Origin of the sequence: Sinorhizobium sp. 22678, assembly GCF_052044265.1 — a bacterium.
Taxonomy (GTDB): domain Bacteria; phylum Pseudomonadota; class Alphaproteobacteria; order Rhizobiales; family Rhizobiaceae; genus Sinorhizobium; species Sinorhizobium meliloti_A.
Genome location: NZ_JBQEMS010000010.1, coordinates 88,250 through 105,096, shown reverse-complemented (window position 1 = coordinate 105,096; position 16,847 = coordinate 88,250). Strand labels below are relative to the sequence as shown.

The following is a 16,847-nucleotide window of genomic DNA, read 5'->3' as shown; positions in this document are numbered from 1 at the left end:
TCGTGCGGACTTCGGGGATATATTTCCTTGATAGTGAATTTTCTTGAGTAAGGCTCGTTCATCAGCGGTTCAGGCATGATGACCCAAGCTCATAGGCAGCGAGAAGGAGTCGATGATGAAAAAGCTCTTATCCGCCCTCACAGCCTTAGTCCTGGCTGCGCCTTTTTCCCTTCCGGTAAGCGCCGCACCGATATTCGTGCCTGTGCCGGAGCAGGTGAAGACCGACGCTGCCGAGCAGGTCAATCACCGGCGCCATCGCCATTGGCGCACGCAGCGCCACTGGAACAGACGCTACGCTTCGCGTTCCTGCCGCTACTACGGCAGGTGCTATCCCCGCCATTACAGGCACTATAGCTATCGAGACTATTACCGCTACCATCGGCGGCCGGGCGTGACGATCTACTTCAATTTCTAGCGACGGTTCACACGGATGCTAGTCCTTCCTCGAAGCGCATTCGGGGAGGGATTTCTTTCGCGGCGGATGGATGTCACCGGTGCCAACGCGCACCACGGGCATTCCTACGAAACTTTGCAAGCGATCGTCTGAGTTTCGTCATGTTCTGAGCGACTTGCTCGATCGTGAGCAAGTGCTTTTCATTCTCCAACACGATGGCAGTCCCACATCTCCTGCAAGGGAGTTCGTCGTTCGCTTTCACCCAAGCGACGGGCTTACTGGTCTCATGGCCGCACTCGGGGCAGGGGATACCGATCTCTTCATTATCGAACATGGCAGCACTCCGGTTGAGTGCGAATCACAGCACAACCTATTTCGAGGCGCAATGCTTACTCTCTGACTAAAATGGGCTAGAAACGGTGGTCGCGACCGCATCCTTATGGGCATGAGGGAGAGCCAACGCTTCGGTGTGCGGCTGTCTCAAGTCGGCTGTCCGAGCAGTACCAATGGCCACGAAAAAGCCCCGCACGATGGCGGGGCAAGCCCTCATCCAGTTGCCTTCATTGGACTCGGGGACGCAGCCGGAATGCAGCTGCGCAGAGACGCTATCTGCGGTTTCATCAGCGAGAAAGGTCTGATTCCGCGATTCCGGTACGCCTCTTCAAAATACATAGGCAGGTAAAGCGCTTTTGCACATTTACATCAAGCGCGATTTTCCGCCTCCTGATCACATCAGCGGCATCGGACCAATGCCAATCATCCAGGCGCGCGGAATGCAGCGTCAATGGACGGTGCGGATCGACTGATCGAGAAAGCTGCGTATCCCGTCGCGATGGACGGTCGCCAGAAATTCCTGGAAAGCATCGCGATCGGTAGCGAACAGATCATCCCAGACGGTCGAATATCCCTCTTGATCGACGACCTCAAGCGTCCAGTCCGCATTGGTGCCGGCCGGGCGGTATATGCCGATGGTGACCATGATGTCGTCATCGACAAATTCGCCGGAGAACTCGGAAAACTCGTACTGCTGTTCGTTTTCGGTCATCGATCTCTTATAGCATGTGGGAGTGCCGAGGGGCAGCCTTCATGACGTCACCCCTGTATGTACGCAGGTATATCTGTTCGGGTCCCAGGTGCCGTCCTGACAGGGGACATCGGCAATGCCGGATACGAGCAGGAACAGCAGCAGCACTGCGATCAGAATGGCCGCCAGGGCGAGCAGTCTCATGGCGCGCACGTTACGCTTCAATATCGCTTGCTCCAGACCACGCCATGCTGATCTTTTCAGCGTTCAACTGAAGACAAATAGCAGCCAAACGAGCACAAAGGCGGAGATGATGATCACTGCCACCGCAATCAGTTCAACTCTTCGTCCCATCTTCTACGGCCATTCGGAAAATCATGTTGCTAACTTGGGGCAAACAGCAGAACCACAGCGATAACGGTCAACAACGGCCCCATCCAGCGAAAATGCCTTGTGAGTTGAACGAGCCACGGCACTTGAGTATTCGTCTGGACGAAGCCAAAACCTGCCGCTGTCATCCAGAGACCGGCGCCAAACATGATTATCTGATCGATATTGGCCATTGTCACAGGTTCGAACGTGTTACTTGGTCGGCTTCACAAGCGAGATGACCCGCGGCTTAGACGGCGCGTCCAGCCATTCGATCCACGTGTCACGTTCCTCGATCGTGTCGAAAAACCGCCAGAGCTTGTACTCTTCTTCGGTGGTGTCCAGCATCTCGCCGACGGTCACGAGTTCCAGGGGTAATGTCACCTCGTTGCCGTCGAACCGAACGAAATAGAGCCCCTCGGCAGCGAGCCGGATCACTTGACCGGTGGAGTAACTCCCATCGGCGGCGTCGACCGTAAAGTACATGCCGGTCAAGGTTTCAAAAATTTTGCTGCTCATCGGTTTCACATGCCAGTTCAGGAAATGGGAATCAGAGGTTCGCCCAGGCCGCCGGCAAACGCAAGAGATCACCACGATAGACTCGGCGACGCGTCGACAGATCAAAGCGACGACCACGGAGGCAGCGATGGACGCGCGCGCTGGAAGGTACTTCAGGTGGCTTCTGTGGAACATCTGCATCGCCGCGTTGACGGCGGCACGAGCCATTGGTCAAACCTCGCCATGGCAGGCAAGCGCTTCAACAACAGCCGCCGCGAGCGCGACTGGCTGAGTTACGCGTCCTGGCGACGCAAAGCGTTTTAGGGCCAATCAGAGCTACAGTTTCCAATGGCCAGCGCGGTCACCATCTGCGCCCGCACCAGGAGTGCCGGCCGGTAATCTACCGCCAGTAACTCCGTCCGTTGTCGATTGACGATCGGCCCATAACGTAGCCGATTGCGAAGGCGAGGGCGCCGACTGTGAGCGCCAGGCCGGTTGCTGTGTATGGGTGATCTGCGGCGCCGGCCACCACAGCGTTAGCCTCGCGGCTCACTGCGTCGGTGGCTGTCTTCGCTACCTTTCGGACACCAGTGGGCGGTTCGGTCGGTGTCCCTGTGAAGCCGGCGCTCAGTTCGTCTTTGGCCATGTTGTTTCTCCTGCTGGGGAAGGAGGAACCGACGACCGGCGGGGAGGTTCCGGATATCAGTGAACCGACCGGATCTGCGCATTGCGTAGATTCGATTTAGCAGGACACCATCAACGCACCCATTCATCAGCAGTTCAGCCTCCACGGTGCAATCTCATCCGCACCGAGGAGGATCCCTTCATGAGAAAGTTTTTGTCGGCCCTCACAGCCGCAGTTTTGGCTGCGTCCTTCGCCTTGCCTGCGAGAGCCGCGCCGATCTTCGTGCCTAGGCCAGAGCAGGTGAAGACGGGCGCGGTTGAGCAGGTCGACCACCGACGCAACTGGCGAGACAGCCATTGGAACAGGCGGCAGGCTTGGCGTTCATGCCGCTACTACGGCAGGTGCTTCCCACGCTATGACTACACCCAGAGCTACGGCTACCGTGACGATTACCGCTACAACCGTCGACCGAGCGTCAATATTTACTTGAATTTCTAGCGGCTCGCCGACGCGAGGCTTAATGCAAGCTGTGATCTGATGCCGACGCCAAGCTGGCCGGTGGCGGAAGGCGAGGGTAAAGCTAGAAAGATCATGCAAAGCGTTGTTTGATTGTCTTTTTATGGTGAGCGCGCAGGGATTCGAACCCTGGACCTACTGATTAAAAGTCAGTTGCTCTACCGGCTGAGCTACGCGCTCCCATGCCGGGCCTGCAGGCCCGGCGGAGTGGCCGGACATATGCACGCAGGCTTTGCGCCGGTCAACCCAAAAATTGCACTAAACCATCATTATGGGTTCGAAGCGAGCGGCCCTGTGCGCGGCCGTCCCCGTCGGTGCGGCCATGGCTCGGTGCGTCAAAATGATCGCCAAAAGGTGATTGGTTTCGCTCCATACATGCGGGTAAGAAGGCGGCAAGTCGAGTGCCGGAGTTCTGATACCTTGTCGATTGCAGATATTTCCATCTGGACCGCCGTTCTGGCAGGTGCTCTGTCCTTTCTCTCGCCCTGCGTGCTGCCCCTGGTGCCGCCTTACCTGTGCTATATGGCAGGCGTTTCCGTCGACCAGTTCCGGGACGGAAATGCCGTGGCAACCGCAAGCACGCGCAGGGCCGTCCTGCCGGCGGCGCTGTTCTTCACGCTCGGCTTTGCGACGGTCTTTGTGGCGCTCGGGGCAGGCGCCTCTTCGATCGGTCTTTTGCTCAGGCAGCATCTCGATCTTCTTTCGCGCATAGGCGGGATCATCATAATCGTCATGGGACTGCATTTCCTCGGGGTCTTCCGGATCGGCCTGCTTGCCCGCGAGGCACGTTTCCAGGGTGGCAAGCCGGCGACCCTGTCTGGAGCCTATGTCATGGGTCTTGCCTTCGCCTTCGGCTGGACACCGTGTATCGGCCCGGTGCTGGGCACCATCCTGGGTGTTGCCGCCGCGCGCGATACGGTCGCCGACGGCGCTGCTCTGCTGGCGATCTATTCGCTCGGGCTCGCAGTGCCGTTCTGGATCGCGGCGGGCTTTTCCAGTGCCTTCATGCGTTTTCTTTCGCGTTTTCGCCGCCATCTGGGGCTCATCGAAAAGCTGATGGGCGCTCTGCTCGTCGCCGCCGGCCTTGCTTTCCTCTTCGGTTTCGTCAGTTCCGTCGCGATCTGGTTCCAGCAGACCTTCCCAATTCTCTCCCAAATCGGCTAAGCACGCCCAGCTACAGCTTCCGGGCGGAAAACGTCACCCACTTTTCCCGGACGCGCTGAGTCTTCGAACAAAGCACTTCCGGACGGAAAACCGCTACGCACTTTTCCTGGAAGCGCTGAGTCTTTAAACAACGCACTTCCGGACGGAAAACCGCTACACACTTTTCCTGGAAGCGCTCCAGCAGCGGCGAGGGAGATCATGGCGGAAATCACGGGTCTGGTGCTGCCGTTCTTCGGCCTCATCTTTCTCGGCTACCTGACGGCGCGCCTCGTCGACCATCCGGGCGAGGCGATGGGCTGGCTGAACACGTTCATCGTCTACCTGGCGCTGCCGGCGCTCTTCTTCAAGCTGGTATCGCGCACGCCGGTGGAGGAGCTTACCCGTGCCGATTTCATCCTGACCAGCGTGGGCACGACCTATGTCGTCTTTGCTCTGATCTTCGCCATAGGGCTGTTCCTTCGCCGCAATACGGTTGCCGAGGCGACGATGCAGGGCTTCGCCGGTGCTTATGGCAATATCGGCTACATGGGCCCCGGCCTGGCGCTGCTGGCTCTCGGGGAGACGGCGGCCGTTCCGGTGGCGCTGATTTTCTGCTTCGAGAATGCAGCGCATTTCACCGTCGCTCCGGCGCTGATGGCGGCTGCGGGAGGCAGCAAGCAGAAGCCTGCAGTCCTCGCGCTCGGCATTGCGCGCCGGATCGCCTTTCATCCATTCATCCTGTCGACCTTTGCCGGCGTCGCCGCGGCTTTTCTCTCTTTCGAAGCCCCGCTGCCGCTGCAGCGGCTGATAGACTACCTGGCGCAAGCGGCGGCGCCTTGCGCCCTGTTTGCGATGGGGGTCACGCTTGCGCTGCGCCCGCTTAAGCGTATTCCCGCGGAGATCGGTTACATCGTTCCGGCAAAGCTCGTGCTTCATCCGGTGCTCATGTATCTGGCGCTCAGCCTTGGCGGTGCCTACGATCCCATCTGGGTACAGACGGCAGTGCTGCTCGCTTCGCTGCCGACCGCAACCAATGTGTTCGTGATCGGCCAACAATACGGCGTCTGGCAGGAGCGGGCATCGGCGACGATCCTCATCACGACGCTGCTCTCCGTCGCGACGGTCACCGGGCTGTTATACCTCATACGCTCAGGCGCTCTTCCGGCGGATCTGTTCTCGTAAGCCCTCCTTGAATGCCTGCAGCGCGCTGCCGGGATGAATTCCCTCGCGCATCAAAAGTCCGCGCAACGGGCCCGCAGAGGAGAGGAGATGCAGGCCGGCCGCACGCAAGGCCTGCACCGGCAGGAAATTCGAGAGCAGCGAACGGTTGAGCAGGTCGACGCTCGCCGTACGGCTGAGAATATCGGCGCGCCGCCGTCCATCGAAGCGGTCGCCTGTGTCTGCCGGCAGGCGGCTGCCGGTTGGCCGGCCGACGAGATCGACAAGGGTCATGATGTCGCGAAGACTGAGGTTCAGCCCTTGGGCCCCGATCGGTGGAAAGGCATGGGCGGCTTCGCCGACGAGCAGGACGCGACCCTTGCCGAAACGACGGGCAGAAAGGCCGGAAAGCGGAAATGATTGCGGCATTCCCTCTGTCGTGACCTTGCCGAGAATCGACTGCATTCGATCCTCGATCGTGCGCGAGAGGATATCCGGTGCAAGCGTCAGCATCTCCTCGGCATCGCGAGGCTTCCGGACCCAGACGAGGCTCGAGCGATTGCCGGGAAGCGGCACCTGCGTAAACGGACCGCTTTCCGTATGGAACTCGGTCGAAACGTCCTGATGCGGCAGTTCATGGCTGAAATTCAGGACGATAGCAGCCTGGGGATAGGACCAGGTGCGAACGCCGATCCCGGCCGCCTCCCGCACGGCCGAGCGTCGCCCGTCGGCGCCGACCACCAGATCGGCAGTGATCGAGCGGCCATCGCCAAGGCCGATCCGAATCTCTGCGCCGTCGATGTCGATTCTCGTTGCCGCGGCGGTCGCACGCTCGAGCGTCGGCAGTTCCGCTTCGTGCCTTTCCACAATCTCGAGGAAGGGCGCGTTCGGAATGTTGTAGCCGAAAGCCTCGAGGCCTACTTCGGAGGCGCGGAAATTGACCGGGGGCGCCCGAAAAAGCCGCCTGGTCCCGTCGAGGATGTGAATGGCGACCAGTGGTGCCGTCAGCGGCTCGACCTCATCCCAAAGATCGAGCTTCCTCAAATATTCGATCGACTGGTCCATGAGCGCGGTGGTGCGGCCGTCGGCGATGGCAGGCCGCGGGCCGACGAGCGCAACACGGTGACCTTCGCGTGCAAGAGCGATGGCCGCCAACGAGCCGGCAAGCCCCGCGCCGATTATTGCGATGTCATAGTGATCCATGGCCGACAGGCCCTCCCGTGCGGTTGCCCGCGTTCGTCTCGATATTGCAGCCTGAAGTGCCCGCGTTCATCCGAAGTCCTTCAGCGTGCAGTTCGTGCCCACAGCTTCGGGCGACATGCTTTAGTTCTAGCCGCTTACCCCATTGAAATAAATGGGCAGAATCACCGCAGGGGCATGCGCCGCATGTCCACAGGACAATACCGCCTCAAAGCGGCGAACGGTTGGAATTTGCTGGCGATGCTCGGCAAACGGTGCATATTACGGCCAAAGTGGTGCCGGTGCTGAAATAGCGGCTGACTGGCGGCGCAGAGGGACCGGGACAAGGGACAGGGCGGCTTCGCACATGAAGTTCTTCAATTACAGACGCGTTCCTTACGCGGAAATCCGCGCCTTTTCCGTGCATATCCTTACAGCGTCCGGATCGTTCCTGGCCTTTCTCGGCGTCGTCGCTGCGGCAGAGCACCGCTTCGTCGACATGTTCTGGTGGCTCGGTCTGGCCTTGCTCGTCGACGGCATCGACGGGCCGATCGCCCGCAAGGTCCAGGTCAAGGAGGTGCTGCCCAACTGGTCCGGCGATACGCTCGACAACGTCATCGACTACGTGACCTATGTGCTGCTGCCGGCCTTCGCGCTCTACCAGAGCGGCATGATCGGCGAACCCTGGTCGTTCGTGGCCGCCGGAGCGATCGTGGTTTCGAGCGCTATCTACTATGCGGATATGGGGATGAAGACGGATGAGTATTTCTTCTCCGGATTTCCGGTCGTCTGGAACATGGTCGTCTTCACCCTTTTTGTGATCCAGGCGAGCGAAGTCACTGCATCGATTGTCGTCTTCCTCTCCGTGATTTTGACGTTCCTGCCCATCAACTTCCTGCATCCGGTGCGTGTGAAAAGGCTGAGGCCGCTCAATCTCGGCGTCTTTCTCATCTGGTCGGTGCTCGGCATGTATGCCTTGCTCCTGCATTTCAAGACCCCGCCCTGGGTTGTGGTGGGCGTCGTGGCAACCGGGCTTTACCTCTACGTCATCGGTTTCATACTGCAGATATTCCCGAAACTCGGGCGTGCCTGAGCGCGATCGGTCAGGCTCGGCCCGAAATCATCGCAATCGATTAGGAGTTGGACATGGCACAGGCGATCGTCGTTCGCGAACTTGGCGGACCGGAAGTTCTGAAGATGGAGGGCGTGACGCTTGCGGCGCCCGGACCCGGCGAAGTGCAGATCCGGCAGGTGGCGATCGGCCTCAACTTCATCGACGTCTATTTTCGCACCGGCCTTTACAAGTCGGCGACCGGACTTCCCTTCGTTCCGGGCAAGGAAGGCGCCGGGGTAGTGACTGCGGTGGGCGATGGGGTCAGCATGTTTTCGGTCGGCGACCGCGTCGCCTATGCATCCGCTGACGGCGCCTATGCCAGCGAGCGCAACGTAGACGCCTCGCAACTCTTGAAGGTGCCGGACGGAATCAGCCTGGAGACGGCGGCTGCGATGATGCTCAAGGGCATGACCGCGCAATACCTTCTCAACCAGACCTTCAAGGTAGGCCCGGAGACGACCTTGCTCTTTCACGCCGCCGCCGGCGGCGTCGGGCTCATTGCGGGGCAGTGGGCCAAGGCACTTGGTGCGACGGTGATCGGAACAGCCGGATCGCAGGAGAAGATCGATCTGGCTCTTGCCCATGGTTACGACCACGTCATCAACTACCGCACGGACAATTTCGTGGAGCGCGTCAAGGACTTGACCGGCGGGCGCGGCGTCGATGTCGTCTACGATTCCGTTGGGCGCGACACCTATCCGGCCTCGCTCGACTGCCTGAAGCCGCGCGGCCTCTGGGCCAGCTTCGGCAATTCCTCCGGGCCGGTGGATGCTTTCAACATCGGTATCCTGGCGCAGAAGGGCGCGCTCTATGCGACGCGCCCGACGCTCTTCACGTATGTCGCGACCCGGCCGGCCCTGGAGGCATGTGCAAATTCCCTGTTTGATGTTGTGCAAAGCAACAAAGTGCGTATCAATATCAATCAGACCTATCCGCTCGCCGAAGCCGGTCGGGCGCATACGGATCTCGAAACAAGAAAAACAAGTGGAACGACATTGCTGATTCCCTGACAGAGGCCTTACGGCGCCGGCGTCTTATCGGACGCGAAGGTCGCCGTAGTCTTCACGTGGCTGCAGGTTCTTGTCGATTGATCGGGTACGATCAAAGGAACGTGCAGTATGGCGAGCGGGGATCGAAGAGGGGAAGAGGGCAGCGTGCCTGAAAAGGGACAAACCGCGAGCGGCCCGCTGCTGGCCGTTCGCAACCTTACGAAATTGTTCGGCTCGTTCGCGGCCTGCAATGCAATCGATCTGCAGATAGAACCCGGAGAAATCCACGCGCTGCTCGGCGAGAACGGCGCGGGAAAGTCGACGCTGGTGAAGATGCTGTTCGGCGTGCTCGCGCCGAGCGCCGGCGAGGTCATGTGGCAGGGGTCGAATGTTCGCATCGGCAGCCCGAGCGACGCCCGCCGGCTCGGCATAGGCATGGTCTTTCAGCATTTCTCTCTGTTCGAGGCACTGACGGTCGCCGAGAATATCGCCCTTTCGATGGACAGGTCGGTTTCGCTTGCCCGGGTTGCCGAGGAAGCGTCACGGCTGTCGCGCATCTATGGCCTGCCGCTCGATCCGAAGGCGCATGTCGCCGATCTCTCGGTCGGCGAAAGGCAGCGGATCGAAATCGTCCGGGCTCTCCTGCAGAACCCGCAGCTCATCATTCTCGACGAACCGACTTCGGTGCTGACGCCCCAGGAAGCCGACCGCCTTTTCGAGACGCTGCAGAAATTGCGATCGGAGGGGCGTTCCGTCCTTTATATCAGCCATCGTCTCGAGGAAGTGCAGCGCATCTGCGACCGCGCGACGGTGCTGAGACACGGCAAGGTAACCGGCGCCTGCGATCCGCGCGCGGAAACGCCCGCCTCTCTTGCACGCATGATGGTAGGCAGCGACGTTGCCGTCGTGACGCCGGAGGGAACGAGCACCAGAGGCGACGTGCAGTTGGAGGCGCGGCATCTTTCCGTCGCGGCGCGCACGCCCTTTGCGGTCTCCTTGAAGAACATCTGTCTCAAGGTCAGGGCAGGCGAGGTGCTCGCGATCGCCGGTGTGGCCGGCAACGGGCAGAGCGAGCTCTTCGATGCGCTGTCGGGCGAATATCCGGTCGCCGACGACAATGCCATCCAGATCCGCCAGCGGCCGGTGGGGACCAGAAACATCAATGCCCGCCGTCTGATGGGCGCCGGTTTTGTGCCGGAGGAGCGCCATGGGCACGCCGCGGTCTCGGCGCTGTCGCTCTCCGACAATCTCGTGCTCGCGCGCAGCCAATCGGATCGCCGGGCTTTTCTCGGCGGCGGCGCACTGAAGATCATCCGCCACGGCGCCGTCCAGGCGGCGACGAAGCGGATTGCCGAGGCGATGGACGTGCGCAAGAGCGGCGAGGATCCGCCGGCCGGATCACTCTCCGGCGGCAATCTGCAGAAGTTTATCGTCGGACGGGAACTCGACCGTCAGCCGGCCGTGCTCGTCGTCAACCAGCCCACTTGGGGCGTCGACGCCGGAGCGGCGAGCCGTATCCGTCAGGCCTTGGTCGATCTCGCAAAAGCGGGATCCGCTGTCCTTGTCATCAGTCAGGACCTCGATGAAATATTCGAAGTGGCGACCGAGATTGCCGTCATAAGCGACGGGCGTCTCTCCGATCCCTATCCGGCCCGTGAACTTTCGCGCGAAAAGATCGGCCTGTTGATGGGTGGCATGCATGGCCGATCGGAAGGCGGGGCGGAAGGTACGGGAGCAGCGCATGCGCATTGAACTTGAAAAGCGCGCGAAGGCCTCGACGCTGTTTTCCATCCTCTCGCCGTTCATCGCTTTTGCGCTGACCATCATCTTCGGCGGCGTGATGTTCGCATTGCTCGGCAAGAATCCGGCGACCGCGCTCTACAGCTTCTTCGTGGAGCCGCTGAGCGAGGTCTGGTCGCTGCACGAACTCGCGATCAAGGCGGCGCCACTGATCCTGATCGGCGTCGGGCTCTCCGTCTGCTTCCGCTCCAACAACTGGAACATCGGCGCAGAAGGGCAGTTCATCATGGGCGCAATCGCCGGCTCGGCCCTCCCGGTACTCTTCTACGATTGGCAGTCGCCGTTGATACTGCCGCTGATGATGCTTCTCGGCATGCTCGGTGGAGCGCTCTTCGCCGCGATACCGGCCTTCCTGAAGGCGCATATGAATACGAACGAGATCTTGACGAGTCTGATGCTGGTCTATGTGGCCCAGCTCTTTCTCGACTGGCTCGTGCGTGGCCCTTGGCGCAACCCTCAAGGTATGAACTTCCCGGAAACGCGAACGTTCGGCACGGACGCTGTCCTTCCCGAAATGCTCGCCTCGGGGCGTACGCATTGGGGTTTTGCCTTCGCGATCATCGCGGCGGTGCTGGTGTGGTTCATGATGCGCTATACGTTGAAGGGATTCGAAATCACCGTTCTCGGCCAATCCGAGCGGGCAGGGCGATTTGCCGGCTTTTCCTCGCGCAGGATGATCTGGTTCTCGATGCTGTTTTCCGGCGCGCTGGCGGGGCTCGCCGGCATTTCGGAAGTGAGTGGAGCCATGCAGCAGCTGCGTCCGGTGATCTCGCCCGGTTACGGCTTCACCGCCATCATCGTCGCGTTCCTCGGCCGGCTCAATCCGCTCGGAATCGTGGCCGCCGGTCTCGTCCTGGCGTTGACTTATCTCGGCGGTGAGGCCGCGCAGCTTTCGATCGGCGTATCCGACAAGGTGACGCGCGTCTTCCAGGGGCTGCTGCTGTTCTTCGTGCTGTCGTGCGACGCGCTCATTCACTATCGCATCAGGCTGGTGTGGGATCGCTTCGCAGCGGTCAAGACGGAAGAGGCGCACTGATGGGCATAGTCGAAGCAATCCTCTTAAGCGTCATCACGGCTGCGACGCCACTGGTCCTCGCCGCCCTGGGCGAGCTCGTCGCCGAACGGTCCGGCGTGCTCAACCTCGGCGTCGAAGGCATGCTGATCATGGGAGCTGTCTGCGCCTTCGCGGCGACGCAGCTCAGCGGCTCGCCCTATGTGGGAATTCTTGCCGGCATCGCTGCCGGCGCCGTTTTTTCGCTGCTGTTCGGCTTCCTGACGCTGACGCTCGTTGCCAACCAGGTAGCGACCGGCCTGGCGCTCACGCTCCTCGGGCTCGGCGTTTCCGGGATGGTCGGAGAAAGTTTTCTCGGGATGCAGGGTATCAAGCTGCAGCCGATTGCAATTCCGCTCCTGTCGAAGATACCGGTCGTAGGACCGCTTTTGTTTCGGCAGGACGCCATATTCTATGCGTCGGTTGCGATCGTGGTGGGCGTCCATCTGTTTCTGTTCCGGAGCCGTGCGGGGTTGAAGTTGCGGGCGGTAGGCGACAGCCACGCCTCGGCCCACGCCCTCGGCGTGAACGTCATTCGCACCCGCTACCTGGCCGTTCTGTTCGGCGGCGCCTGCGCCGGACTTGCCGGCGCGCAATTGTCGCTCGTCTACACGCCTCAATGGGTGGAGAACATGTCGGCCGGCCGCGGCTGGATCGCGCTGGCATTGGTGGTTTTTGCCTCCTGGCGGCCCTGGCGCGTGGTCGCCGGAGGATATCTCTTCGGAGCCGTCTCGATAAGCCAGCTTCATGCGCAGGCTTTCGGCATCGGCATTCCCTCGCAGTTCCTGACTGCGCTTCCCTATCTCGCGACGATTGTCGTACTCATTCTCATATCGCATAACCGGCGCATGACCCTGATCAATACGCCGGCATCGCTCGGCAAGCCGTTTGTGCCGGACCGGTGAAGAACAACAGCCAGACGGACATTTCTCAAACCGACAGAGGTTAAAAATGAAAAAACTACTCGTCGCCCTCGCAACCACCGTCGCCGTGCTCGGTATCGCGCCGGCTGCAAGCGCTCAGGAGAAGGCAAAGATCTGCTTCATCTATGTCGGCTCGAAGACAGACGGCGGCTGGACCCAGGCCCACGACATCGGCCGCCAGGAGCTCGAAAAGGAACTCGGCGACAAGATCGAAACGCAGTTCCTGGAAAACGTGCCGGAAGGTCCGGACGCCGAACGCGCGATCGAGCGCCTGGCGCGTTCCGGCTGTGGTCTGATTTTCACCACGTCCTTCGGGTTCATGGATGCTACGATCAAGGTTGCCGGAAAATTCCCGGATGTGAAGTTCGAGCACGCGACCGGCTACAAGACCGCGCCGAACGTGGCCACCTATAACAGCCGTTTCTACGAAGGCCGCTACATCCAAGGCCAGATCGCCGCGAAAATGTCGGAAAAGGGCGTTGCCGGCTACATCGCCTCCTTCCCGATTCCCGAGGTGGTGATGGGCATCAACGCCTTCGTCATCGGTGCCCGGGCGGTCAATCCGGACTTCAAGATCAAGGTCGTATGGGCGAACACCTGGTTCGATCCGGGCAAGGAAGCGGACGCCGCCAAGGCGCTCATCGACCAGGGCGTCGATATCATCACTCAGCATACCGACACGACCGCGCCGATGCAGGTCGCAGCCGAGCGCGGTATCAAGGCTTTCGGTCAGGCATCCGACATGATTGCCGCCGGCCCGCAGACGCAATTGACTGCGATCGTCGATACCTGGGGCGCCTACTATGTGAAGCGCACCAAAGCCTTCCTCGATGGAACATGGTCGACGACTTCGAGCTGGGACGGCCTGAAGGACGGCATCCTGACCATGGCGCCCTACACCAACATGCCCGATGACGTGAAGGCGATGGCGGAAGCGACGGAGGCGAAAATCAAGTCCGGCGAACTGAAGCCGTTCACCGGTCCGCTCAACAAGCAGGATGGCAGCCCGTGGCTGAAAGAGGGCGAGACCGCCGACGACGCGACGCTGCTCGGCATGAACTTCTATGTCGAAGGCGTAGACGACAAGCTGCCGCAATAGTCGAACGCCCGAAGCACGGCCTTGCAACCCCGCGCCTCGTGCGCGGGGTTTTCTATAGTCCGACGGCCTGCCTGCAACTCTCCGCAGGCCTTTCAGGAATCGTCTATTCGATCTAGTGTTGATCGTCGCCGGCAAGAATCACGCTGACGATGAGGAGTTTCCCTGGGGAGGAGTGGTTGAAGAGCGTGCTTGAGACCGTGATATCCGGCACGCCGAAGCGGACGAGCCATGCACAGGTCGTGGATCAGCTCGGCAAGGCGATCGTTTCGGGCGAGTTCCCGGTCGGCAGCATTCTCCCCGGAGATCCTGAACTGGCGCTCCGTTTCCGCGTCTCGCGGACGGTACTGCGCGAAGCGATGAAGACGCTTGCCGCCAAGGGCATGATCGTTCCGCGCGCCCGGATCGGCACGCGCGTCACGCCCCGAAAGGAATGGAATCTCTTCGACAGCGACATTCTCACCTGGCATTTCGCCTGCGGCGTCGATGAGGACTTTCTCTACCATCTGAGCGAGGTACGGCTTGCCTTCGAGACCCATGCTGCGGCACTGGCGGCAAGAAACGCATCGGATGCGGAAATCGCGGGGATGATGCGGCTCGCCGTCGCCATGGGCGAGGCGAATCACACCCCCGAGAGCCTCGCCGTAGCGGATCTCAAGTTCCATCTCTCGGTCATCGAAGCATCCGGCAATCCCTTTCTACGTACCGTCGGGGGCTTGATCGAGGCAGCCCTTGTCGGCGTGTTCAAGCTCAGTTCGCCGACAGCCGAGAAGGGCGGCATCGACGAAGTTGCGCGCAACCATATCCGCATCGTCGAGGCGATCGGCAAACGCGACGAGGCGGCTGCACGCCTGGCGATGGAGCACGTGATCAAGGTAGGGCGTGCGCGTATCCGTCAGGCGCTAAGCGGCGGCGGTGCAGAAGCCTGACCGAAGGCCCTCAAACACTTTGACAAGACAGCGGCCTTCTAAGGCCTGTTGAGATTCGGGACACCCGCCGCGCTTTTTTTGACTTCCTCATTCCTGTGCTCGTCACAGGCATCCAGCCAGACCAAGTCCTTGGGCTGAAAGAACGCTTCCCGCGCCGCGGACGCGGCGCTGCTGGATCCCTGTGACGAGCACAGGGATGAGGATAGAGAGGTGCGACGCCTCGGCGCGCGTTTCATTGCGTCACAGGTTGAACATTCCCTCGCATTATTCGCAAGCGCAAGTTGTAGTAGCCGCACATCCGCGGTCCCTCATTCCTGTGCTTGTCACAGGAATCCAGCCAGACCAAGTCCTTGGGCTGAAAGAGCGCTTCCCGCGCCGCAGACGCGGCGCTGCTGGATCCCTGTGACGAGCACAGGGATGAGGGGAGGAGAGATTGCAGTCCTCCGATACGTTCCTACAGCGCCGCCCGTCTTATGAGACGCCGCTCGGACTTCCCGCTCTAACTTACGTTCATGCTTTTAGGTCGAGCCGACCTCAGAACATCGCGATCCAGGCTCCGGTGCCCGGCCGTGAAATCCTGCTGGTGGCCTTGCCCGACCATGCGGCTTAGCCTATCTGGGAAGCGGGCAGTCGCGCGGCCGCCTTTTCTTCAACGGTGAACCGGAGACTATGTTCGAGCTTCTTGTCATTTTCATTCTGCTCTTGATCAACGCTTTCTTCGCGTTGTCGGAAATGGCAATCGTCTCGGCAAGCAAGCCGCTGCTTCGTCAGATGGTGAAGCAGGGTAACCGGCGCGCGGAGGCCGCGCTCACGCTCGCCGAGGATCCGGGCAAGTTCCTGTCGACGGTGCAGGTCGGCATCACCCTTGTCGGCATCCTCGCGGGCGCCTATGGCGGCGCGACCATCGCGGCAAAGATTGCTCCGTTCCTGAACGACATCGGTTGGATCAGCCCTTACGGCGACACCGTCGCGGTCGCACTCGTCGTCACGCTGATTACATTTCTGTCGGTGGTCATCGGCGAGCTCATCCCCAAGCAGCTGGCGCTGCGAAATCCGGAAGGGCTGGCCATGTTCGTCGCCGGTCCGATGGCGCTGCTTTCCCGTATCGCAGCGCCGGTCGTCTTTATTTTCGAAACGGCGGCCTCTATTGCGATGCGGCTCATGGGCATGAGGCCGGAGGATGCCGATCGCGTCACCGAAGAGGAAGTGCAGGCGATCATGGCGGAAGGCGTCGAAAGCGGCGCCATCGAGAAGAGCGAGCACGAGATGCTGCGGCGAATCATCCGCCTCGGCGATCGCAACGTCAAATCGATCATGACCCACCGCACAGAGGTCGGTTTCATCGACGTTCACGACAGCCTGGAGACGATCGGACAGAAGATCCGGCAATTCGGCCATTCCCGCTATCCGGTCATCGACGGCCCATCGGGTGATGTCATCGGCGCGGTCCTTACCAAGGAAATATTGAATGTTGCGCCGGCCGCGCCCTTCAACATCCGCGATTATGTCCGCGACATTCTTACTCTGCCGGAGACGGCCTCCTGTCTGAAGGCTCTCGAAGCCTTCAAGTCGTCCAGCATCAATATGGCGATGATTGTCGACGAATACGGGAGCACGGAGGGGATCATCACCACCGCCGACATCCTGGAGGCAATCGTCGGCGTCATCCCGTCGAATTATGATAATTCCGAACACGCTCTCATTCGCCAGCGCGACGACGGCAGCTATATCGTAGACGGACGGACGCCGATCGATGAAATTCACCTCCAGATCGGCATCGATGGAATCGAAGCGGACGGCGATTTCGAAACCATAGCCGGCTTCCTGGTGCAGCAGTTGCGCAAGACTCCGGAGGAGGGCGACACCGCCGAGGCCCACGGCTACCGCTTCGAGGTGATCGACATGGACGGCCGACGCATCGACAAGATCCTCGTCAGCCGGGCCGGTGAAACACTTTCATGACGCGGTTTTCCGCGACATCCCGCGTCTCGACTCATCGGAATCGATCACATTCATGATTTCAGGTCGATCCGACCTAA

The 16,847-nt window shown here is 60.7% G+C and carries 19 protein-coding genes and 1 tRNA gene; 12 read left to right on the top strand and 8 right to left on the bottom strand.

All coding sequences use genetic code 11. The features are described 5' to 3' along the window. Window positions 1-115: 115 nt before the first annotated feature. Window positions 116-415, top strand: coding sequence for a hypothetical protein (locus ACTJKL_RS16715; RefSeq protein ID WP_440853342.1), 300 nt, complete (start codon window positions 116-118; stop codon window positions 413-415). A 73-nt stretch (window positions 416-488) separates the two neighbouring features. Here ACTJKL_RS16715 and ACTJKL_RS16710 read toward each other — a convergent pair whose 3' ends face one another. The 6 genes from ACTJKL_RS16710 to ACTJKL_RS16685 form a co-directional block, all read right to left on the bottom strand. Beyond that, entirely contained in the window at window positions 489-728 is a 240-nt protein-coding gene (locus ACTJKL_RS16710) for a hypothetical protein (RefSeq protein ID WP_018095003.1), read from the bottom strand. Between the two features lie 447 nt (window positions 729-1,175). Next, window positions 1,176-1,439 carry a hypothetical protein gene (locus tag ACTJKL_RS16705; RefSeq protein ID WP_018095002.1) on the bottom strand — a complete coding sequence of 88 codons (264 nt, stop codon included), beginning with the start codon at window positions 1,437-1,439 and terminating at the stop codon, window positions 1,176-1,178. Window positions 1,440-1,478: 39 nt separating this feature from the next. After that, window positions 1,479-1,643 (bottom strand): hypothetical protein, encoded by a 165-nt coding sequence (locus ACTJKL_RS16700; RefSeq protein WP_379941155.1) that lies wholly within the window; start codon window positions 1,641-1,643, stop codon window positions 1,479-1,481. 158 nt (window positions 1,644-1,801) lie between these two features. After that, complete coding sequence (locus ACTJKL_RS16695) at window positions 1,802-1,981, bottom strand: hypothetical protein (RefSeq protein WP_275597898.1); 180 nt, start codon at window positions 1,979-1,981, stop codon at window positions 1,802-1,804. Between the two features lie 19 nt (window positions 1,982-2,000). Then, window positions 2,001-2,306, bottom strand: coding sequence for a hypothetical protein (locus ACTJKL_RS16690; RefSeq protein ID WP_026168598.1), 306 nt, complete (start codon window positions 2,304-2,306; stop codon window positions 2,001-2,003). Window positions 2,307-2,685: 379 nt separating this feature from the next. Continuing rightward, window positions 2,686-2,931 (bottom strand): membrane protein, encoded by a 246-nt coding sequence (locus ACTJKL_RS16685; RefSeq protein ID WP_018094998.1) that lies wholly within the window; start codon window positions 2,929-2,931, stop codon window positions 2,686-2,688. Between the two features lie 180 nt (window positions 2,932-3,111). Here ACTJKL_RS16685 and ACTJKL_RS16680 point away from each other — a divergent pair, with 180 nt between their 5' ends. Then, complete coding sequence (locus tag ACTJKL_RS16680) at window positions 3,112-3,408, top strand: hypothetical protein (protein WP_100673208.1); 297 nt, start codon at window positions 3,112-3,114, stop codon at window positions 3,406-3,408. A 122-nt stretch (window positions 3,409-3,530) separates the two neighbouring features. On the opposite strand, the gene ACTJKL_RS16675 is transcribed toward ACTJKL_RS16680, so the two are convergent. Beyond that, a tRNA-Lys gene (locus ACTJKL_RS16675) sits at window positions 3,531-3,606 on the bottom strand. Between the two features lie 240 nt (window positions 3,607-3,846). Here ACTJKL_RS16675 and ACTJKL_RS16670 point away from each other — a divergent pair. After that, window positions 3,847-4,590, top strand: coding sequence for a cytochrome c biogenesis CcdA family protein (locus ACTJKL_RS16670; protein ID WP_026168597.1), 744 nt, complete (start codon window positions 3,847-3,849; stop codon window positions 4,588-4,590). A gap of 198 nt (window positions 4,591-4,788) precedes the next feature. After that, window positions 4,789-5,751, top strand: coding sequence for an AEC family transporter (locus ACTJKL_RS16665; protein WP_440853341.1), 963 nt, complete (start codon window positions 4,789-4,791; stop codon window positions 5,749-5,751). Here the strand turns inward: ACTJKL_RS16665 and ACTJKL_RS16660 are convergent. Next, window positions 5,719-6,930 (bottom strand): UbiH/UbiF family hydroxylase, encoded by a 1,212-nt coding sequence (locus ACTJKL_RS16660; protein ID WP_338283025.1) that lies wholly within the window; start codon window positions 6,928-6,930, stop codon window positions 5,719-5,721. The two genes, ACTJKL_RS16665 and ACTJKL_RS16660, sit on opposite strands and share 33 nt — an antisense overlap. A gap of 343 nt (window positions 6,931-7,273) precedes the next feature. Between ACTJKL_RS16660 and pcsA the strand changes: the two genes are divergently transcribed. From pcsA to ACTJKL_RS16620, 8 genes are all read left to right on the top strand, one after another. After that, complete coding sequence (gene pcsA, locus ACTJKL_RS16655) at window positions 7,274-7,999, top strand: phosphatidylcholine synthase (protein WP_100673211.1); 726 nt, start codon at window positions 7,274-7,276, stop codon at window positions 7,997-7,999. A gap of 53 nt (window positions 8,000-8,052) precedes the next feature. Further along, window positions 8,053-9,030, top strand: a complete 978-nt coding sequence (locus ACTJKL_RS16650) for a quinone oxidoreductase family protein (protein WP_100673212.1) — start codon at window positions 8,053-8,055, stop codon at window positions 9,028-9,030. Window positions 9,031-9,174: 144 nt separating this feature from the next. Further along, entirely contained in the window at window positions 9,175-10,761 is a 1,587-nt protein-coding gene (locus ACTJKL_RS16645; RefSeq protein WP_100673213.1) for an ABC transporter ATP-binding protein, read from the top strand. Next, the gene (locus ACTJKL_RS16640) at window positions 10,751-11,845 is read left to right on the top strand and encodes an ABC transporter permease (RefSeq protein WP_100673214.1); all 1,095 of its coding nucleotides are present in this window, start codon (window positions 10,751-10,753) and stop codon (window positions 11,843-11,845) included. The genes ACTJKL_RS16645 and ACTJKL_RS16640 overlap by 11 nt, the downstream gene beginning before the upstream one ends. Beyond that, a complete protein-coding gene (locus tag ACTJKL_RS16635; RefSeq protein WP_018094990.1) occupies window positions 11,845-12,765 on the top strand; it encodes an ABC transporter permease in 921 nt (306 codons plus the stop codon). Before ACTJKL_RS16640 ends, ACTJKL_RS16635 begins: the two co-directional genes overlap by 1 nt. A gap of 46 nt (window positions 12,766-12,811) precedes the next feature. Then, complete coding sequence (locus ACTJKL_RS16630) at window positions 12,812-13,882, top strand: BMP family ABC transporter substrate-binding protein (RefSeq protein ID WP_440853340.1); 1,071 nt, start codon at window positions 12,812-12,814, stop codon at window positions 13,880-13,882. A 176-nt stretch (window positions 13,883-14,058) separates the two neighbouring features. After that, entirely contained in the window at window positions 14,059-14,808 is a 750-nt protein-coding gene (locus ACTJKL_RS16625) for a FadR/GntR family transcriptional regulator (protein ID WP_018094988.1), read from the top strand. A gap of 669 nt (window positions 14,809-15,477) precedes the next feature. Next, entirely contained in the window at window positions 15,478-16,770 is a 1,293-nt protein-coding gene (locus tag ACTJKL_RS16620; RefSeq protein WP_440853339.1) for a hemolysin family protein, read from the top strand. Window positions 16,771-16,847: the final 77 nt, after the last annotated feature.